This is a genomic window from Pseudomonas orientalis (assembly GCF_002934065.1).
Taxonomy (GTDB): Bacteria; Pseudomonadota; Gammaproteobacteria; order Pseudomonadales; family Pseudomonadaceae; genus Aquipseudomonas; species Aquipseudomonas orientalis_A.
In genome coordinates this window covers 1,320,736-1,335,418 of record NZ_CP018049.1, presented here as the reverse complement: position 1 = coordinate 1,335,418, position 14,683 = coordinate 1,320,736, and the positions used below count along the sequence as shown (strand labels likewise).

Below are 14,683 nucleotides of genomic sequence, written 5' to 3'. Positions count from 1 at the left end.
GGGGGCGAGCGAACCCGCCCCCGGAGGGGGTTACGGCATCAGCACGGCGCGGCGGGCGTCGCCGAGAATGTCGACGCCGTTGAGCATGAACTTCTGGGTGCGCACGTCGATATCGATCACCGGAATGCCGTTTTCCAGACGGTTATAGGTACGGCAGGACAGTTCCAGGGTGGTGACGGGCTTGGCATTCATCGTCAGCGCGGTTTCGGTCAGTGACTTCAACTTGCCGCCCACAGTGTGGTAGGTGAAGTAGGTCTTGCCATCCTGATCCTGCCCGGCTTCGCGCACGTTCAACAGGATGTCATCGCCCCGCGTGACGCCAAGCGCCAGCAACACTTCTGCACCCACCCCTTGCAGTACCAGGGTTGCGCCCAGCACCTTGGCGCTTTTGGCCATTTCTTCTGCGATGAAGCGCCCGCCGGTCATCGCGTCCATCTCGAACTCGATCTTCGGCGGCGTAAAGGAATCGACCGTGGCCGACAACGGCAGGCCTTGGAGGGTGGCCGCAATGGCCTGTCTGACTCGGTTGGTAAACATTAGAGAACGTCCTCCAGGAACTGCTCGATGATTTCATCGCGGGCGTTGAGTTGATAAACCATGTGTTCGTTCGGCGCGTAGCGACCGTAGTCGATGACGATGAACCAGGTGCCGTTCTTGTACTTCTCGACGCTGTTCAACTCCGGGTGCAGGTAGACGCTGCCGCCAGGGATGGTTTCGTCGGCCACCAGGGTTTGCAGCCAGTCGTTGATGCGCTTGACCTCCTGGTCCATGAAGGATTTGGTGAGGTTCTTGGCCATGGCCTTCTGGCCGGCCTTGACCAGCTTGCGGCTGATGGCGTCTTCCAGGCCGACGTAGCTGATGAACTTGCCGGTGATGGAACGGTTGCCCAGCAGCGAGAAACCGCCGAGCACCGTGCGGGCGTAGTAGCTCACGCCATAACGGTTGAGCAGGTCGCCTTCAGTGGAGGTGTCGAGGATGTTGTACTCGACGACGCGGGAAACGTCTTCGGCGAAGGTCACCTGATTACCCGGGCTTTCCCACTGCTTGACTTTGGCCAGCGCAGCGATGGCCAGCGAGGATGGCGAGAGGAACACGTTCTTCTTTGCAGCCTTGGAATACACCGACGGCATGTTGTGCACCAGCAGGCAACGGTCGAAGCCCAGGTCGGCACCGCCCAGTTCGCCGCTGTAAGTCACTTGGTCGGCGACCGAAGCGTCCTTGCCATCGAGTACCACACGGGCCTTGATGCGCTTGCCGAAGGAGGCGAACTCGCCGGCCACGGCCTTGGTGCCGGTGAAGCCCGGGGCACCGATGATGGTCAGGTCTTCAGGCACGCTGCTCAGGGCAGCCAGGCCGAGTTTGCGACCGGTGACCGGGTCGTTGCCGCCGATCACATTGTTGAGCGTGTCGGCCGGGGTGGCGCCTTCTTCGACAATCACCACGTAGACCGGCACCTTGACCACTTTGAGGATCTGGTACACCGCCTGGAACAAGGTGCCCGACTCGGTACCGGTCGGGTCGAGCAGCGCCTGGGTGGTGAAGCTGTTGATACGAAACGGCGCGTTTTTCGGGATCGATGCATGGGCGTTGGGGGCAGTGCCCACCAGGCCGATGACGTTATCGCCCAGGCCACCCATGGCCTCGGGCGATTCGGTGGCATTGACGGTGATGCCGTTGTGCTCGAAGTTCAAAACCTCAGCCATGATTATTCAGCCTTCTTGGGGGTGGAGTTGAGGACGCTGGTCAGTTCCAGACGGCCGGCGGTGCGCAGGGCGGATGCTTCGACGTCCAGCAGTTCAAGCTCCTCGCCAGCGGTGGACCAATGGCCGTTACCGATGGGGAAAGGGATGAGGACGGTGTAGGTTTGGCGCGTGGGCATGGGTAGGATTCTCCGGGTGAGAAATGCCAAAGCCCCTGCGGGAGGGGCTTTGGGGAGGCGAAAAAAAACCGCTTTCGCGGTGGGTTATTTCAGGAAGGTAGGCAACTCTGGCCACTCAATTTTGTAGGGATCGCCTGTGTCTTGTGGAACCTCACGCACTGCTTGTCGATAAAGCGCAAGCTCGCTGCGTTGCGCGTCAGTAAGAGAACTATCTACAGCCTGCATGGCTTCTGAAACAGCCAACAACTGTTGACGGCGAGTGCGAATAGACGCCCATTCGGCAAGAGCAATAGACTCGGGATTGGGTTTATACTGAACCTCAGAATTAACTATTTCGCTCATTTAAAATTCCACCTTGTCAGCAAGTGACAGTTTCGACTTAATACTTCCAACTGCAAATAAGCCACCGATACCGACTTGCATGGTGTCAATACGGATCGTAGTGACGTAAACACTTGGAAACTTTAACCGCATAATCACGTTACCACTCGCATCGGTGTAAATTCCTGGAGACATATTCCCAAATACGGACTTGTTCAAAACTGCGCGCTGAGGCGAATAGCAATAACCCACAACAGTCTCATCTACAATACTCGCACTGCCGTAGCTATAACCACGAATATTGAACCAGAACATCTGATCATGAGTATTGATGTTGACCGGCAATTTGAAGTGCATGTAAACGTCCGCCGATGTTCCTAGATCGACAACAGAAAACCCACCTGATGCGCCTGTATTCTGAGGCCCCCCAGTACCCCACACGCCGCCTTGGAAAACATTTAGCTGAACCGAGCCGGCCGCACCAACCACGCCCACCATATCTTTTTTGCTGCGAAAATCATCAAACTCCGCCCGTGCAATATCCATACGGTCGTCTATCTGGAGAATCTTTTCGTTAACCGCAGTTGTCAAATTATCTGCGGCCGTGACCAAGTCACCGATTTTCTGCTCAATGCCCATACTCAACCTCCGAATTATTTAATGCCGAGAAAGCGTCAACACACGCTCACGCCTCTCTAAGCCTGCGCTCCAGAACCATCATTCGAAACAACAGACCCAAATGCCGTGACATATTATTTACATTAGCAGCGGCAATAGCCGCCAACTCTTCCACCAATAGTAAATTAAGGCTATCGCCGCTCACCACAATCGTCACGCTATCCGCCGGCAATGGCGAAACATCCAGCGTAAACTTCTGCAGCACCCTTGCCGCCGCCGCTTTATACGTCAGCAACTTCCCAGCCACGGAATACACCGCCAGCAACGTCCCGCTGGCGAGGTAAAATCCGAACTCGCCAATCTCATACTCGCCGTCGCCGTCAAACACCGCGGCCATCCTGAGTTGGCGTTCGCCCAGGTCTTCGTAATCGACGATGGCCACCCGTTGGCGCTCGTCACGCAAGGCCACTTCGCTGCCGTCGGGGTTATAGCGGCCGGTGCCGGCGCCGATGTGGGTGATTTCGCCTTTGAGGCCCTGGTTCTTAGCCCGCAGCACTTCATCCAAACCCTTGGAGGTGAAGCGCACCAGGCGCGTGATTTCATCTGTCATGGCTGCGCCCTGAGGTCGTAGTCGTTAATGGTGTAGTGCTGGGCAACGCCGGCACTGTTTAGCCGAGCAGCCAACGCCAATTCCGGCAGCGCTCCGTTCAGATAGAACTCTGCGTCACTTAACGGGGCGTCCAGGACCTGCGTGAGCGCAAGCTGACCTTCGGTTTCATGCACGATGGTAATCGTCGCCTGATCGCGCTCACTCTTAGCCGCATTGATACGCCGGATCAGCCGGTTGTGATCCCCACCGGACCAACTGCGCCCAATGATCGCCTGCACGTCGAACGTATACGGCGTACCGGTTGGCCGCTGCTGATACCAGGCATTGATGTTGGGGGTGAACCCCAGTGACTCCACCGCATAGCTCAAGGCCTTGGGTGTGCCGGCCTGGCGCTGGATCTGCCAGGACAAGGCCACGGTCAGGCGCTTTTCCGATTCGCTGGCCTCGGCGTCCCATTCGCTGACACCTCGGTCGGCGGCCAGGTAAGGGAGGAACTCGGTAGGCGTTAGCAGCGGGTTCATCAACGCTGGAAACGGCGGTGCGATCCGGTCAAGCAGCTTGCCGAATCCCAGATCCAGTGCCTTTTCCAGTGGAGAACTGTTGGCCGGCAACAAACTCGCGTTGGGGTCACTCATAGCGTGCGCACCTCCACCTCGACACCCGTGCAATACGGGGCCTGGAACGCGCTGCTGACAATTGGTGCAAGCGGTTCCAGGATTTGCAGCTGCGCCGCCCCTGCACTGTGGATGGCGTAGTCGATCCAACTGGGGTCGACGCGCCCTTCCAGGCGATGACAGGAATCAGCGTAAGTCTGCAGCAGCTGCTGCGCCGCCACTTGGGTCAAGCCCGAGTCAGGCCCGGCGTTGATCCTGGCGATGACGCGAATCTTGTAGGGCTGAATCTGTGCGCCCTGGACGGTGATGAGATCGGTTTCCGGACGTACATCCGGCCGTGCGAAATGTCGGCGCACACCGTCAAGCAAATCCGCAGATGGGGTACCGTCACCCTCACGAGACAGCACGGTGACCATCACCTCGCCGGGCGCGGTGCGTCGGCCATTACCGTCCTTGACCTGTGCTGCATAGCCGTCCGGATCGAAGGTGTAGTTGACGGTCACCACGCCCGGCGATGCGCTCTGGACCTTGACCGCCGGGCGCTCGCCGAGGGTGAACACTTCGCGGCGGTACTGCATCCGCGAGCCTGCCGCCGGGGCATGAGGGGCCAGGTAGTAGCGCAGCCGGGCATCGTCGTCGCTTTCCAGAATTGGCGGCACGGGCGGGAAAGCCGCCGGGTCACCGGGATCGAGCACCTGGCGCTCCAGGCCCATATCTGCCAGGCGTGCATCCAGGTTACTGCCGGTGGCCCACCACGCCAGCATCTGCTTGATACGCGCATTGTATTTACGCTCGTGGGTTTGCAGGCGCACGCAAAACGCTTCCAGGGCCAGGGTCAGCAGCTCACTTTCGTTGTCGAGGCTGACCTTGAGTTTCGCCGCGCTCTGCGGCGCACGGGTGGCGACGTAGTCAACCACGAACGCCTTGAACTCGGCCAGCAACGGTTCGAACTCATCGACCGCGATAATCGCCGGCTCGGCCAGTTGATTCTGGCCAGGGATCAGCATGCTCATGTCACGACCTCAAAGGTTTGTTGGCGGTTTTTCCAAGTGCCGGCAAAGCGCAGCAGCAGGCCGGCGCCCTGGCGGGTGGCGACGATGACCTGGGGCTGAAAGTCGCCGATGCCGTTCTGGGCGTTGTAGAACGCCTGGGCGGCATGGCTTTGGGCGAGCAGCAGCAGGTCATCACCAAGGTTCTGCCCGAGCAATTGCGGGATCAGCGAGCCATACAGCGCACGTTTCTGCCGTGTGCCAACGGGTGTGGTCAGCGCTCGGGTGGCGCGTTGGACGAATTGCAGCCAGTCATCGACGGCCGCCCCGGTGTTGCGATCGATGCCAATCATGGAGTGTCCTTGTCAGGGGCTGATGACCCGACCTTGGTGGTCTATCACCGGGCCGCTGAAGTGAGCACCGCCGGCATCCAGCAACAGTGCGGTGCCGCCGATTTGCAGGGTGATGCCCTGCGGGTTGAGGGTCAGGCTGGCGGCGCCGACCTTGAGGTCGACCTGTTCGCGGGAACCGCTGAACACCGTCGGCCCGTTGGCCCAGTTGAAGGTGTGACTGGCGTCGTCGTAATCACTTTGTGTACCGTCTTGATGGCGCCGTCGGGTCACCGAGGGAACCGTCGAGACTGGCGGAAAGAGACTACTGTTGAGGCCGAACAGAGCCACGGACTGCGCGCCCCCTTCCCCGCCGCCGTAGTTGAGTAACAGACATTGCTCGCCTACGGACGGAATACGGGTTTCGGTTTGCGCACCGGCGCTGGGATTGAAAAAGCGAATGGCCGGCGTGAGCAACTCACCGTGGCTGACCCGGCAGGTATTGCTGGCAGCGTCGACCTGTTGGCAAACGCCAATCCGGCAGAAACTTTCAGCGCGTCGGTCCAGGTCTTCGAGCTGGGCCTCCATCTCCGCCAGACGCTCGACGATGGGTCCCAATTGCATGCGTAACAGCGCGTCGAACATGGGCTACTCCGCCAGTGGCTTGTATTGATCGGGGTCATCGATGTTCAAGACGTCCCAGGTGGAGGCAAACAGCGGTTGGCCCGTAGGATCGTTGAGTAACTCGGGCCCGAGGTAGAGGGTTTGAGTGAAGGAAACAGTCCAGGTGTCGTAGTCCGTCGCTACGCTGGAAACCATAGAAGGAGCGGCGACCATATTCGTCGGCAAATCGCACTGGGACTGAGGCAGGTTCCAACGGTTGTCCAGCACCAGGTCCATCAGTTGGCTGGCGAGGTCACAGGCGTCGAACGGCAATGCGCCGGGGGCAACCATGGCTCTGAGCGAAATGGCCAGGACATGGGCCTTGCGCCCTTCGCGGGAGCGAATGCCCGGACCATTGCGTTCAACCGTGATCATGACGCCGGTATTCTCCAGGTCACTCTGGAAGTCCCGGTGGCTGCCGACCTTGAGGTCCGGGTAGGCCGCATGCAGCGCGGCGCCGATAGCCCGGGGTAGTTGGGATGGCTTTTCGATAAGGGTCATTTGGGTAGCATCCTTGCGGTTACTGCGGGTCCTGACGAGACCCTTCATTGATCCCGATGCGCTTGGCCGCCCAGCGCTCATACAGGCCGATGGCCACGTCGGCGCCGGCCATGGCGGTCAGGCAGCCAATGGCGCCGGCAGTCCAGATCGACATACCGGCGGCATAACACAGCATCAGGGCCGAAACCCCGCAGACCATGCACGCGCCGGACCTGAGCGCCAGACGGCGGATCAACGACCAGCCGCGGGCGCCCTCCTTGTCGGCGCGCCACATTTCTCCGGAAACGCCGCCGACCAAGGCCAATATGATCACCAGCCAGATAGGCATTTCCGCTAACGCTTGTTGTTCGTTTGTCATGTCACGCCTCCTGGCTGAGCACTGAATAGTCCGTTTTTCAATTACACACACTTCGATAGGTAGGCATTCCAAAAAGCCCGGTAGCCCGGGCTTTTCAGTAATGATGTCCTCGGACTTTCGGCGCTACTGGCGCGGTACGGTCCTTTCCTGAATGTTTTTCCGACCACGATCCCTGTCTGCCGGATAACTGCTTCTGGTGCTTTACGCTGCACACCCGGGTCAGTTGCCAACCCTCTGAACCGTTAAGGCCGGTTCATCGCTGCCTGTTTTTGAAGCTGGGCGAAACTAAAGAGCGTCGGCATCCTTGCCGGTGTTGCCTGGCATCCCTGCCACCGCTTCGATGGCGTCCTTGCCGATGTTGCGTGCCTTCCTTGTCTTCCTTGGCGGCATCCTTGCCGCCTCCACCAGGCCTTGTTGGCTGGCTTGAGATGAATAATATGCATGTATGCATATACAGTCAATGCATCAACGCATTTATTTTTCCGTCGAATATGCATTTCCGCATTCAAAGCCTTATGTGCTCGGGGTTTGGAGGTGTTCTGCAGGCGAAAAAAAACCCGCTCATGGGCGGGTTTCGTCTTACGCGATGATGTCAGCGGGCGTACATGCCCCACCAGAAAACATGACCGAGAATGCTGATCTGCTCATCCTGAATATCCTGGAAGCTATAGTCTTCGTCCGGATGCTCATCACGGTTGAAGCTGCGCAGGCGAATCCCGGAAGGCAGACGGTAGAGCTGCTTCACCCGTAGCTGGCCATTATGATTGATGGCATACAGGTCACCATCGACGATGTCGCCAATCCCGCTCTTGCCGGCATTGACCCCCACCGTCGCGCCATCGCGCAGCACCGGCAACATACTGTTGCCGCGCACCGTTACGCATTTGGCCTGATCGAACTGCACGCCGTTATGCCGAAGGCTGCGCTTTCCAAAGCGCAGGCTGGCTTTCTCACTTTCCTCGATGACGAATCTTCCTGATCCAGCAGCCAATTCAACCTCGCGCAGAAAGGGGATCGACACCTCGTCATCATTAACGGGCGTGTCGTCGTCCCACAGGCTTATGTCCTTGAGCTCCGAATGCATCGGATCGCGCCCATCATCTCGCAAAGCACCCACCCCGGCGCGCCCGCGCAGGTGATCGGTGCTGACGCGGAAATACTCGGCGATGCGAGAGATGTGTTTGTCCGACGGGTCAACGATCTTGCCGCTGAGGATCCGGGACAGTGTGGATTGAGGCACACCGGTGCGTCGGTGAAGCTCCGTAGGGGAGATCCGATCGCGATCCAGCAGCTCTTTCAAGACGATAGAAACGTTGCGTTTTTGCATAACGCGGATATTGCCGGGAGTCTTGAACGTTGGCAAATGCTAATTTGCATATTTATGCATTAAACACACAATTTTGTTTAGATTGAAACAAAATACTGTATATGCAAACAGTTAATTGCTTTCTATCATTCAGAACCGCTTGATATCGCCGCAGGGTAGCCTGATGCCACACCGAGCGGGTGGACAGGCGCCCTTGCTTATCGACAATTCAGGGCCTATGTATAAGACTCTGGAACAACATGGCCAGCAACGACGGAGGTGCTCATGGCTTATTCAGCGCTAGCTGTTGCTAACGCCTTCATTGAACGCGCGAAGGAAGGCAAGCTTTCGGGCCTGACGCCCATGAAGCTGCAAAAACTGCTGTTCTACACGCAGTCCTGGCATCTGCGTGAACGGGATCAGCCGCTCATGGATGACCACTTCGCCCGCTGGCAATATGGCCCGGTCATCCCGTCGCTGTACCATGAGTTGAAATCCTACGGCAGCCGTCCGGTCACTTCGCTGCTCAGCAATTTGAAGCCGGACGACGAGGACATCATCTTCGTTACACCGAGGATTCCCGACAGTGACACCTATGCCCACCGCCTGATTGATCGGATCATCAGCAAATACGGCAAATGGTCAGGCACCCAACTGTCCAACCTTTCCCACGAGAGCGGCACAGCCTGGGCGCTCAAGGGCGCCGACGGTTCCGCCATCGACTGGCAAGACATGGCAGCACTCATTCATCCCAAGAGTCGCATCCGTGAGTGAAGAACTCGACAGTCTGGAACTCACCCTACCCCCCGAGGCTGGGCCTGACCAAGACTCGCAAGCTGGTGGCGAGCAAGCCATAGGCACCGATGATGAGAGAAACCAGAACCTCAAAGACCAGAAGGCCGAACGGCAACTGCGCAAGAAATATGCGGGGCGTGCGTTCTGGTTTGCTGCCTGCGGTGTGATCTTTTGGGCGGTACTGCTGGTGTGGAATGGGTGGTCGACTTATTACTCGGGTAAGGCGCCGTTCTCGGATAACGTGCTGATTGCCATCACTACGGCGACTTCAATCAATTTGTTTGCGGCGTTTCTTGGGGTGATCAGAGGGTTGTTTCCGGCAAGTGGGCGTAGATCCAGATAGCCTGTTGAACCGCGCGGTAATTCCAACTTTGAAGGATTAATATGCTGCGAAAAAGCCAGATCATCACTCTCCCGGCATTGATCGCATCGGTACTTTTACTCACAGGCTGTCCGCCACCTGCTGAATTCACACAGTGGCGGCGTACCTCCACGAACGTCGATGATGTTAAGGCTGCGATGGCGGAATGTGGTGACCCTGTAGGCGGCTCATTGACTCAATTACCCATAAATGAACAGGTACTCCAGTTTCAATGCATGCAACTTCTGGGTTTTAAGCGTAAAGACGGTTTTGAGTTCTGTGATGTCATGAAAGACACTCCGGCCTGCGTTGAAGCAAAAAAAGGTCGTCCACTAAGCGTGTCCGAGCTTGAGGCTTTGCCGTTTAAAGATGATGACGGTTTCTACCCGATAAAACCCGATTCTGGCCGGTTTGAAGACATGCAGGTCACCTGGCGTAAAGTAGGCGCATCGACGCACCACTCCGTGCAACTGGTCAACGATAAAGAAGCGCTACCGGTCATGTACGCCTGCGGATACCCAAAACCGCTGGGGTCGAACCTGGCCGTCGCCAGCATCGGGCGCACAGCCAAGGCACAACGCTGCATGATTGATCATGGTTTTGAACCGAAGAATAAAATGATTCTGGTCTGCCTGCCTTATCCCACCGTGACGGGTTGTAAAAATGGCGCTGGAGAGAATGAGTGATCAGAGCGATAAATCGCTGAGTTTATTGCGGTGTTACTGCTTGGTGATTTGGCGCGTACTGCTTTCAGGGCGCCCGGTAGCTAATCATTCAGAAACGCAGAAATAGACTTAGCTGAAGTCAAGCGACTCGAAAACTCCTCCCGTAGCCTCACCCGAGGAGATGCAGACTTTGAACGGATACCAGCAATCGTCTACATACCATCCCTCCCCTGTAATAATCCCATCCGCGAGCGAGACTTGGATATTTCTAATCCCGTCCAAAGACAGGCGCTCAGAGCACCAGACCTCAGCCTCGCCTTTAACAAGCCTGAGCCACAACCCATTTGAAACAAGAACACTGTCTAATTCTGGAATGCTGACCAAATACTCGATATCCCCACCGAAATGCTTCAAGAGAACGCCGCTACGAATGTCCACGATATAACCCTGACCACCGGCAACTATCATCACATGGAAAGTTGAACCCAGCTCCAGAACGCAACTGAAGCGGCAAAAACCCGGTTGAAAATTCCCCACCCAAGAAGGCATCGCCTCCGGCGAGAACCTGATGACTACTCCTTCACTATGGTGCCCTTGGCCGGTAGCGCTGAACTGTAAAGGAAGAGGTCCTTCGCCTGGTAGCCCAGCAAGAATCTGATACTTCAGGGTACTCGTCATAAGTTTCCGGGTTGCGAAGTTCAAACTAATCGAATCATGACATTACCTGCCACATCGTTCTAGGAGGCGTGATTTGCCAATGGTGCCTACTGGAGAAAAGTGGACGCATCTATTTCCAGGACACAATTTTCCCAGTTGCACCCTCCTTATCACCACGCTACCCTTCCATTCGTCGCTGCCAATTCAGCGATCGGGCCTGAGAACCCGGCAAGATGCAGGCGCAAAGCGCCCCCAAACCCGATCTGCAGGCGTTTTTTTTCGCCCATCATTTCGTGCAATGGCGGCTGTGCGTGGGAGACCTTCGGGTCTGCCGGGTTCCTGTATCTCCGGTTTCTCAGCCTGCGCACAGCTGCCACCCATTCGCCTGAGAACGAACGTGGTAGCTCTCACTTGATATGGGAGTTTTACCGATGACTGCTACAAATCCGCCTGCGTTAACCACCCTCGGCGTCACCCCCTTCTCCTTTCACTCCGACCAGCCTCTATTCCGCGTCAACAGCGGTGTTTCCCTGCGGGAAGCCTTGCATCACGCCTCCGATCTTCTCCATGTCGCCAAGCTGCTCGCAGAAGATGCGGCGATGACCAAGGAGACGGACCGTTACGCATGGGCCTCGCATTACTTGCAGGAGATGGTCAAGGCGGTGATTGATGATGTGGTGAAGGTGTTGGATTCCCCCAGCAACATTCAGTAAGGGCCGATAAAAAGAAGGGGGCGGTGTATTTGAATGAATGCGCTGCGCCCTTCTTCTATTTCTACCTGGCCGTTTGCAACCTGCGAACCCCCGACCTCGCGTGTTAACCTTGCGCCCATCGCAACAAATGCTGGGCCAATCGCCCCCTTTGCCCCATCACTTTCAACGAATTTGCCTACTACCCAATGAGTAAAAACACCTCCGATCTGTCCTCCCACACGCCAATGATGCAGCAGTACTGGCGCCTGAAAAACCAGCACCCTGATCAGTTGATGTTCTACCGCATGGGCGACTTCTACGAGATCTTCTACGAAGACGCGAAGAAGGCCGCCAAGCTGCTGGACATCACCCTGACCGCGCGCGGGCAGTCGGCGGGGCAGTCGATTCCGATGTGTGGGATTCCTTACCATTCATTGGAAGGTTATCTGGTCAAGTTGGTGAAGCTGGGCGAGTCGGTGGTGATCTGTGAGCAGATCGGCGACCCGGCCACCAGTAAGGGGCCGGTGGAACGGCAGGTGGTGCGCATTATTACGCCGGGCACGGTGAGTGATGAGGCGCTGCTGGATGAGCGGCGCGATAACCTGATCGCTGCGGTGTTGGGCGATGAGCGTCTGTTCGGCCTGTCGGTGCTGGATATCACCAGCGGCAATTTCAGCGTGCTGGAGATCAAGGGCTGGGAGAACCTGCTGGCGGAGTTGGAGCGTATCAATCCGGTGGAGTTGTTGATTCCGGATGATTGGCCCAAGGACTTGCCGGCAGAGAAGCGCCGTGGGACCAAACGTCGTGCGCCGTGGGATTTTGAGCGTGATTCGGCGCTGAAAAGTCTGTGCCAGCAGTTCTCGGTGCAGGACCTTAAAGGCTTCGGTTGCGAAACACTGACCCTGGCCATCGGCGCTGCCGGCTGCCTGCTCAGCTACGCCAAGGAAACCCAGCGCACGGCCCTGCCGCACTTGCGCAGCCTGCGGCATGAGCGGCTGGACGATACCGTGGTATTGGATGGCGCCAGCCGTCGCAACCTGGAACTGGATACCAACCTGGCGGGCGGGCGTGACAACACGCTGCAATCGGTGGTCGACCGCTGCCAGACGGCCATGGGCAGCCGCCTGCTGACTCGCTGGCTGAATCGTCCGCTGCGGGATTTGACCGTCCTTCAAGCACGTCAGACTTCCATTACCTGCCTGCTTGACGGCTATCGCTTTGAAAAGCTGCAGCCGCAACTGAAGGAAATCGGCGATATCGAGCGCATCCTCGCGCGGATCGGCCTGCGTAATGCGCGGCCCCGTGACCTGGCGCGCTTGCGTGATGCCTTGAGTGCCCTCCCCCAGTTGCAAGTCGCGATGACCGAACTGGACACGCCACACCTGCAACAGCTTGCAGTCACCGCCGGCACTTACCCGGACCTCGCGGCGCTGCTGGAAAAGGCCATCATCGACAACCCGCCAGCGATCATCCGTGATGGCGGTGTGCTGAAAACCGGTTACGACAGCGAGCTGGATGAGCTGCAATCGCTGAGTGAAAACGCCGGCCAGTTCCTGATCGACCTGGAGGCCCGCGAAAAAGCCCGCACCGGGCTGGCCAACCTGAAGGTCGGCTACAACCGCGTGCATGGCTATTTTATTGAGCTGCCGAGCAAGCAGGCGGAGTCGGCGCCTATCGACTATCAACGTCGCCAGACGCTCAAGGGCGCAGAGCGGTTTATCACCCCCGAGCTCAAAGCGTTCGAAGACAAGGCGCTGTCGGCCAAAAGCCGCGCCCTGGCGCGGGAAAAAATGCTTTACGAAGCCTTGCTCGAGGACTTGATCAGCCGCCTGGCGCCGCTGCAGGACACCGCCGCCGCCCTGGCGGAACTGGACGTGCTGAGCAACCTGGCCGAACGTGCGCTGAACCTGGACCTCAACTGCCCGCGTTTTGTCAGCGAGCCGTGCATGCGCATCGTGCAAGGGCGCCACCCGGTGGTGGAGCAGGTGTTGACCACGCCATTCGTCGCCAACGACCTGTCGCTGGACGACGACACTCGCATGCTGGTGATTACCGGCCCGAACATGGGCGGTAAATCCACCTATATGCGCCAGACCGCGCTGATCGTGCTGCTGGCACACATCGGCAGCTTCGTGCCGGCGGCCAGTTGCGAGCTGTCCCTGGTGGACCGAATTTTCACCCGGATCGGTTCCAGCGACGACCTGGCCGGTGGGCGCTCGACGTTTATGGTGGAAATGAGCGAAACCGCGAACATCCTGCATAACGCCACCGACCGCAGCCTGGTGTTGATGGACGAAGTGGGCCGCGGCACCAGTACGTTTGACGGCCTGTCGCTGGCATGGGCGGCGGCCGAGCGTCTGGCACATTTGCGCGCCTATACGTTGTTTGCCACCCACTACTTCGAACTGACGGTGTTACCGGAAAGCGAGCCGCTGGTAGCCAACGTGCACCTCAATGCCACCGAGCACAACGAGCGCATCGTTTTCCTGCACCACGTGCTGCCGGGCCCGGCCAGCCAGAGTTATGGCTTGGCGGTCGCGCAGTTGGCCGGCGTGCCCACTGATGTCATCACTCGCGCCCGTGAGCACCTGAGCCGCCTGGAAACCACGGCCCTGCCCCATGAAACCGTGGTCGCCAGCCCGGCCAAGGCCAGCAGGAAACCCGCCGCGCCGCACCAGAGCGACCTGTTCGCCAGCCTGCCCCATCCGGTACTGGACGAGCTGGCCAAGCTTGACCTGGACGACGTGACGCCGCGTAAAGCACTCGAAATGTTATATGCACTGAAGACTCGGATATAACGCACACGCGTGCAAGCTGGTAGACTCTCGCGCGGTTTGGGATGCTGCGGGCTTTTAGCCTGGCCTGCAGACTATCGCTCCCGAACCTCGCGAGCCCTGCCACACAGGGTTTCGCTGCCGCCGCCTGAGGAGAAAATTAGAAATGACCTTCGTCGTCACCGACAACTGCATCAAGTGCAAGTACACCGACTGCGTAGAAGTGTGTCCGGTGGACTGCTTCTACGAAGGCCCGAACTTCCTGGTCATCCACCCGGACGAGTGCATTGACTGCGCCCTGTGTGAACCAGAATGCCCGGCTAACGCCATCTTCTCTGAGGATGAAGTACCTGCGGGTATGGAAAACTTCATTGAGTTGAATGCCGAGCTGGCGGATATCTGGCCGAACATCACGGAAAGAAAGGATGCTCTGCCCGATGCGGAAGAATGGGATGGCAAACCCGGCAAGATTGCAGACCTCGAACGCTGATAGCAGCGTCGTTGCCAAAAAAAAGGCCCCTTGCGGGCCTTTTTTGCGTTTTCGTGTAGCC

At 58.0% G+C, this 14,683-nt stretch carries 20 protein-coding genes; 6 read left to right on the top strand and 14 right to left on the bottom strand.

Annotated elements, in window-relative coordinates; translation table 11 throughout:
* Positions 1-30: 30 nt before the first annotated feature.
* The 13 genes from BOP93_RS05890 to BOP93_RS05835 form a co-directional block, all read right to left on the bottom strand.
* Positions 31-537 carry a phage major tail tube protein gene (locus tag BOP93_RS05890; RefSeq protein WP_104501885.1) on the bottom strand — a complete coding sequence of 169 codons (507 nt, stop codon included), beginning with the start codon at positions 535-537 and terminating at the stop codon, positions 31-33.
* Positions 537-1,703 (bottom strand): phage tail protein, encoded by a 1,167-nt coding sequence (locus BOP93_RS05885; RefSeq protein ID WP_065886020.1) that lies wholly within the window; start codon positions 1,701-1,703, stop codon positions 537-539. The genes BOP93_RS05890 and BOP93_RS05885 overlap by 1 nt, the downstream gene beginning before the upstream one ends.
* A 2-nt stretch (positions 1,704-1,705) precedes the next feature.
* Positions 1,706-1,879: a hypothetical protein gene (locus BOP93_RS27575; protein ID WP_003189022.1), complete on the bottom strand. Its 174-nt coding sequence runs from the start codon at positions 1,877-1,879 to the stop codon at positions 1,706-1,708.
* Positions 1,880-1,963: 84 nt separating this feature from the next.
* Complete coding sequence (locus tag BOP93_RS05880; protein WP_104501884.1) at positions 1,964-2,221, bottom strand: phage tail assembly chaperone; 258 nt, start codon at positions 2,219-2,221, stop codon at positions 1,964-1,966.
* A complete protein-coding gene (locus tag BOP93_RS05875; protein ID WP_104501883.1) occupies positions 2,222-2,839 on the bottom strand; it encodes a hypothetical protein in 618 nt (205 codons plus the stop codon).
* Positions 2,840-2,885: 46 nt separating this feature from the next.
* Entirely contained in the window at positions 2,886-3,428 is a 543-nt protein-coding gene (locus tag BOP93_RS05870; protein ID WP_104501882.1) for a hypothetical protein, read from the bottom strand.
* On the bottom strand, positions 3,425-4,063 hold the full coding sequence (locus BOP93_RS05865; RefSeq protein ID WP_104501881.1) for a phage tail protein I: 639 nt from the start codon (positions 4,061-4,063) through the stop codon (positions 3,425-3,427). The genes BOP93_RS05870 and BOP93_RS05865 overlap by 4 nt, the downstream gene beginning before the upstream one ends.
* Positions 4,060-5,055 (bottom strand): baseplate J/gp47 family protein, encoded by a 996-nt coding sequence (locus BOP93_RS05860; RefSeq protein WP_104501880.1) that lies wholly within the window; start codon positions 5,053-5,055, stop codon positions 4,060-4,062. Before BOP93_RS05860 ends, BOP93_RS05865 begins: the two co-directional genes overlap by 4 nt.
* On the bottom strand, positions 5,052-5,384 hold the full coding sequence (locus BOP93_RS05855; RefSeq protein WP_104501879.1) for a phage baseplate protein: 333 nt from the start codon (positions 5,382-5,384) through the stop codon (positions 5,052-5,054). Before BOP93_RS05855 ends, BOP93_RS05860 begins: the two co-directional genes overlap by 4 nt.
* Before the next feature lie 12 nt (positions 5,385-5,396).
* Positions 5,397-6,005: a phage baseplate assembly protein V gene (locus tag BOP93_RS05850; protein WP_104501878.1), complete on the bottom strand. Its 609-nt coding sequence runs from the start codon at positions 6,003-6,005 to the stop codon at positions 5,397-5,399.
* Between the two features lie 3 nt (positions 6,006-6,008).
* On the bottom strand, positions 6,009-6,524 hold the full coding sequence (locus tag BOP93_RS05845; protein ID WP_104501877.1) for a hypothetical protein: 516 nt from the start codon (positions 6,522-6,524) through the stop codon (positions 6,009-6,011).
* Positions 6,525-6,543: 19 nt separating this feature from the next.
* Positions 6,544-6,882 (bottom strand): phage holin family protein, encoded by a 339-nt coding sequence (locus BOP93_RS05840; RefSeq protein WP_065886012.1) that lies wholly within the window; start codon positions 6,880-6,882, stop codon positions 6,544-6,546.
* A 592-nt stretch (positions 6,883-7,474) separates the two neighbouring features.
* On the bottom strand, positions 7,475-8,218 hold the full coding sequence (locus BOP93_RS05835) for a LexA family transcriptional regulator (protein ID WP_170827578.1): 744 nt from the start codon (positions 8,216-8,218) through the stop codon (positions 7,475-7,477).
* Positions 8,219-8,473: 255 nt separating this feature from the next.
* Between BOP93_RS05835 and BOP93_RS05830 the strand changes: the two genes are divergently transcribed.
* The 3 genes from BOP93_RS05830 to BOP93_RS05820 are packed head-to-tail and all read left to right on the top strand — an operon-like array spanning position 8,474 to position 10,030.
* Positions 8,474-8,962, top strand: a complete 489-nt coding sequence (locus BOP93_RS05830) for a Panacea domain-containing protein (RefSeq protein ID WP_104501876.1) — start codon at positions 8,474-8,476, stop codon at positions 8,960-8,962.
* Positions 8,955-9,326 (top strand): hypothetical protein, encoded by a 372-nt coding sequence (locus tag BOP93_RS05825; RefSeq protein ID WP_065886010.1) that lies wholly within the window; start codon positions 8,955-8,957, stop codon positions 9,324-9,326. Before BOP93_RS05830 ends, BOP93_RS05825 begins: the two co-directional genes overlap by 8 nt.
* A gap of 41 nt (positions 9,327-9,367) precedes the next feature.
* A complete protein-coding gene (locus BOP93_RS05820) occupies positions 9,368-10,030 on the top strand; it encodes a hypothetical protein (RefSeq protein ID WP_065891916.1) in 663 nt (220 codons plus the stop codon).
* Between the two features lie 108 nt (positions 10,031-10,138).
* On the opposite strand, the gene BOP93_RS05815 is transcribed toward BOP93_RS05820, so the two are convergent.
* Positions 10,139-10,687: a hypothetical protein gene (locus BOP93_RS05815; RefSeq protein WP_065891915.1), complete on the bottom strand. Its 549-nt coding sequence runs from the start codon at positions 10,685-10,687 to the stop codon at positions 10,139-10,141.
* Between the two features lie 410 nt (positions 10,688-11,097).
* Between BOP93_RS05815 and BOP93_RS05805 the strand changes: the two genes are divergently transcribed.
* The 3 genes from BOP93_RS05805 to fdxA all read left to right on the top strand — a co-directional run bounded on the left by BOP93_RS05805 (position 11,098) and on the right by fdxA (position 14,622).
* Complete coding sequence (locus BOP93_RS05805; protein WP_104501874.1) at positions 11,098-11,379, top strand: DUF3077 domain-containing protein; 282 nt, start codon at positions 11,098-11,100, stop codon at positions 11,377-11,379.
* 185 nt (positions 11,380-11,564) lie between these two features.
* Positions 11,565-14,156, top strand: coding sequence for a DNA mismatch repair protein MutS (gene mutS, locus BOP93_RS05800; RefSeq protein WP_065934527.1), 2,592 nt, complete (start codon positions 11,565-11,567; stop codon positions 14,154-14,156).
* 142 nt (positions 14,157-14,298) lie between these two features.
* On the top strand, positions 14,299-14,622 hold the full coding sequence (gene fdxA / locus BOP93_RS05795) for a ferredoxin FdxA (protein ID WP_065886008.1): 324 nt from the start codon (positions 14,299-14,301) through the stop codon (positions 14,620-14,622).
* Positions 14,623-14,683 lie beyond the last annotated feature (61 nt).

What these genes read in the sequence shown, in the direction of transcription:
- BOP93_RS05805 (WP_104501874.1), top strand. Translation starts at nt 11,098, where the DNA reads ATGACTGCTACAAATCCGCCTGCGTTAACCACCCTCGGCGTCACCCCC.
- BOP93_RS05840 (WP_065886012.1), bottom strand. Translation starts at nt 6,882, where the DNA reads ATGACAAACGAACAACAAGCGTTAGCGGAAATGCCTATCTGGCTGGTG.
- BOP93_RS05880 (WP_104501884.1), bottom strand. Translation starts at nt 2,221, where the DNA reads ATGAGCGAAATAGTTAATTCTGAGGTTCAGTATAAACCCAATCCCGAG.
- BOP93_RS27575 (WP_003189022.1), bottom strand. Translation starts at nt 1,879, where the DNA reads ATGCCCACGCGCCAAACCTACACCGTCCTCATCCCTTTCCCCATCGGT.
- BOP93_RS05850 (WP_104501878.1), bottom strand. Translation starts at nt 6,005, where the DNA reads ATGTTCGACGCGCTGTTACGCATGCAATTGGGACCCATCGTCGAGCGT.
- BOP93_RS05820 (WP_065891916.1), top strand. Translation starts at nt 9,368, where the DNA reads ATGCTGCGAAAAAGCCAGATCATCACTCTCCCGGCATTGATCGCATCG.
- BOP93_RS05865 (WP_104501881.1), bottom strand. Translation starts at nt 4,063, where the DNA reads ATGAGTGACCCCAACGCGAGTTTGTTGCCGGCCAACAGTTCTCCACTG.
- BOP93_RS05815 (WP_065891915.1), bottom strand. Translation starts at nt 10,687, where the DNA reads ATGACGAGTACCCTGAAGTATCAGATTCTTGCTGGGCTACCAGGCGAA.
- BOP93_RS05860 (WP_104501880.1), bottom strand. Translation starts at nt 5,055, where the DNA reads ATGAGCATGCTGATCCCTGGCCAGAATCAACTGGCCGAGCCGGCGATT.
- BOP93_RS05870 (WP_104501882.1), bottom strand. Translation starts at nt 3,428, where the DNA reads ATGACAGATGAAATCACGCGCCTGGTGCGCTTCACCTCCAAGGGTTTG.
- BOP93_RS05855 (WP_104501879.1), bottom strand. Translation starts at nt 5,384, where the DNA reads ATGATTGGCATCGATCGCAACACCGGGGCGGCCGTCGATGACTGGCTG.
- BOP93_RS05875 (WP_104501883.1), bottom strand. Translation starts at nt 2,839, where the DNA reads ATGGGCATTGAGCAGAAAATCGGTGACTTGGTCACGGCCGCAGATAAT.
- BOP93_RS05890 (WP_104501885.1), bottom strand. Translation starts at nt 537, where the DNA reads ATGTTTACCAACCGAGTCAGACAGGCCATTGCGGCCACCCTCCAAGGC.
- mutS (WP_065934527.1), top strand. Translation starts at nt 11,565, where the DNA reads ATGAGTAAAAACACCTCCGATCTGTCCTCCCACACGCCAATGATGCAG.
- BOP93_RS05845 (WP_104501877.1), bottom strand. Translation starts at nt 6,524, where the DNA reads ATGACCCTTATCGAAAAGCCATCCCAACTACCCCGGGCTATCGGCGCC.
- fdxA (WP_065886008.1), top strand. Translation starts at nt 14,299, where the DNA reads ATGACCTTCGTCGTCACCGACAACTGCATCAAGTGCAAGTACACCGAC.
- BOP93_RS05830 (WP_104501876.1), top strand. Translation starts at nt 8,474, where the DNA reads ATGGCTTATTCAGCGCTAGCTGTTGCTAACGCCTTCATTGAACGCGCG.
- BOP93_RS05885 (WP_065886020.1), bottom strand. Translation starts at nt 1,703, where the DNA reads ATGGCTGAGGTTTTGAACTTCGAGCACAACGGCATCACCGTCAATGCC.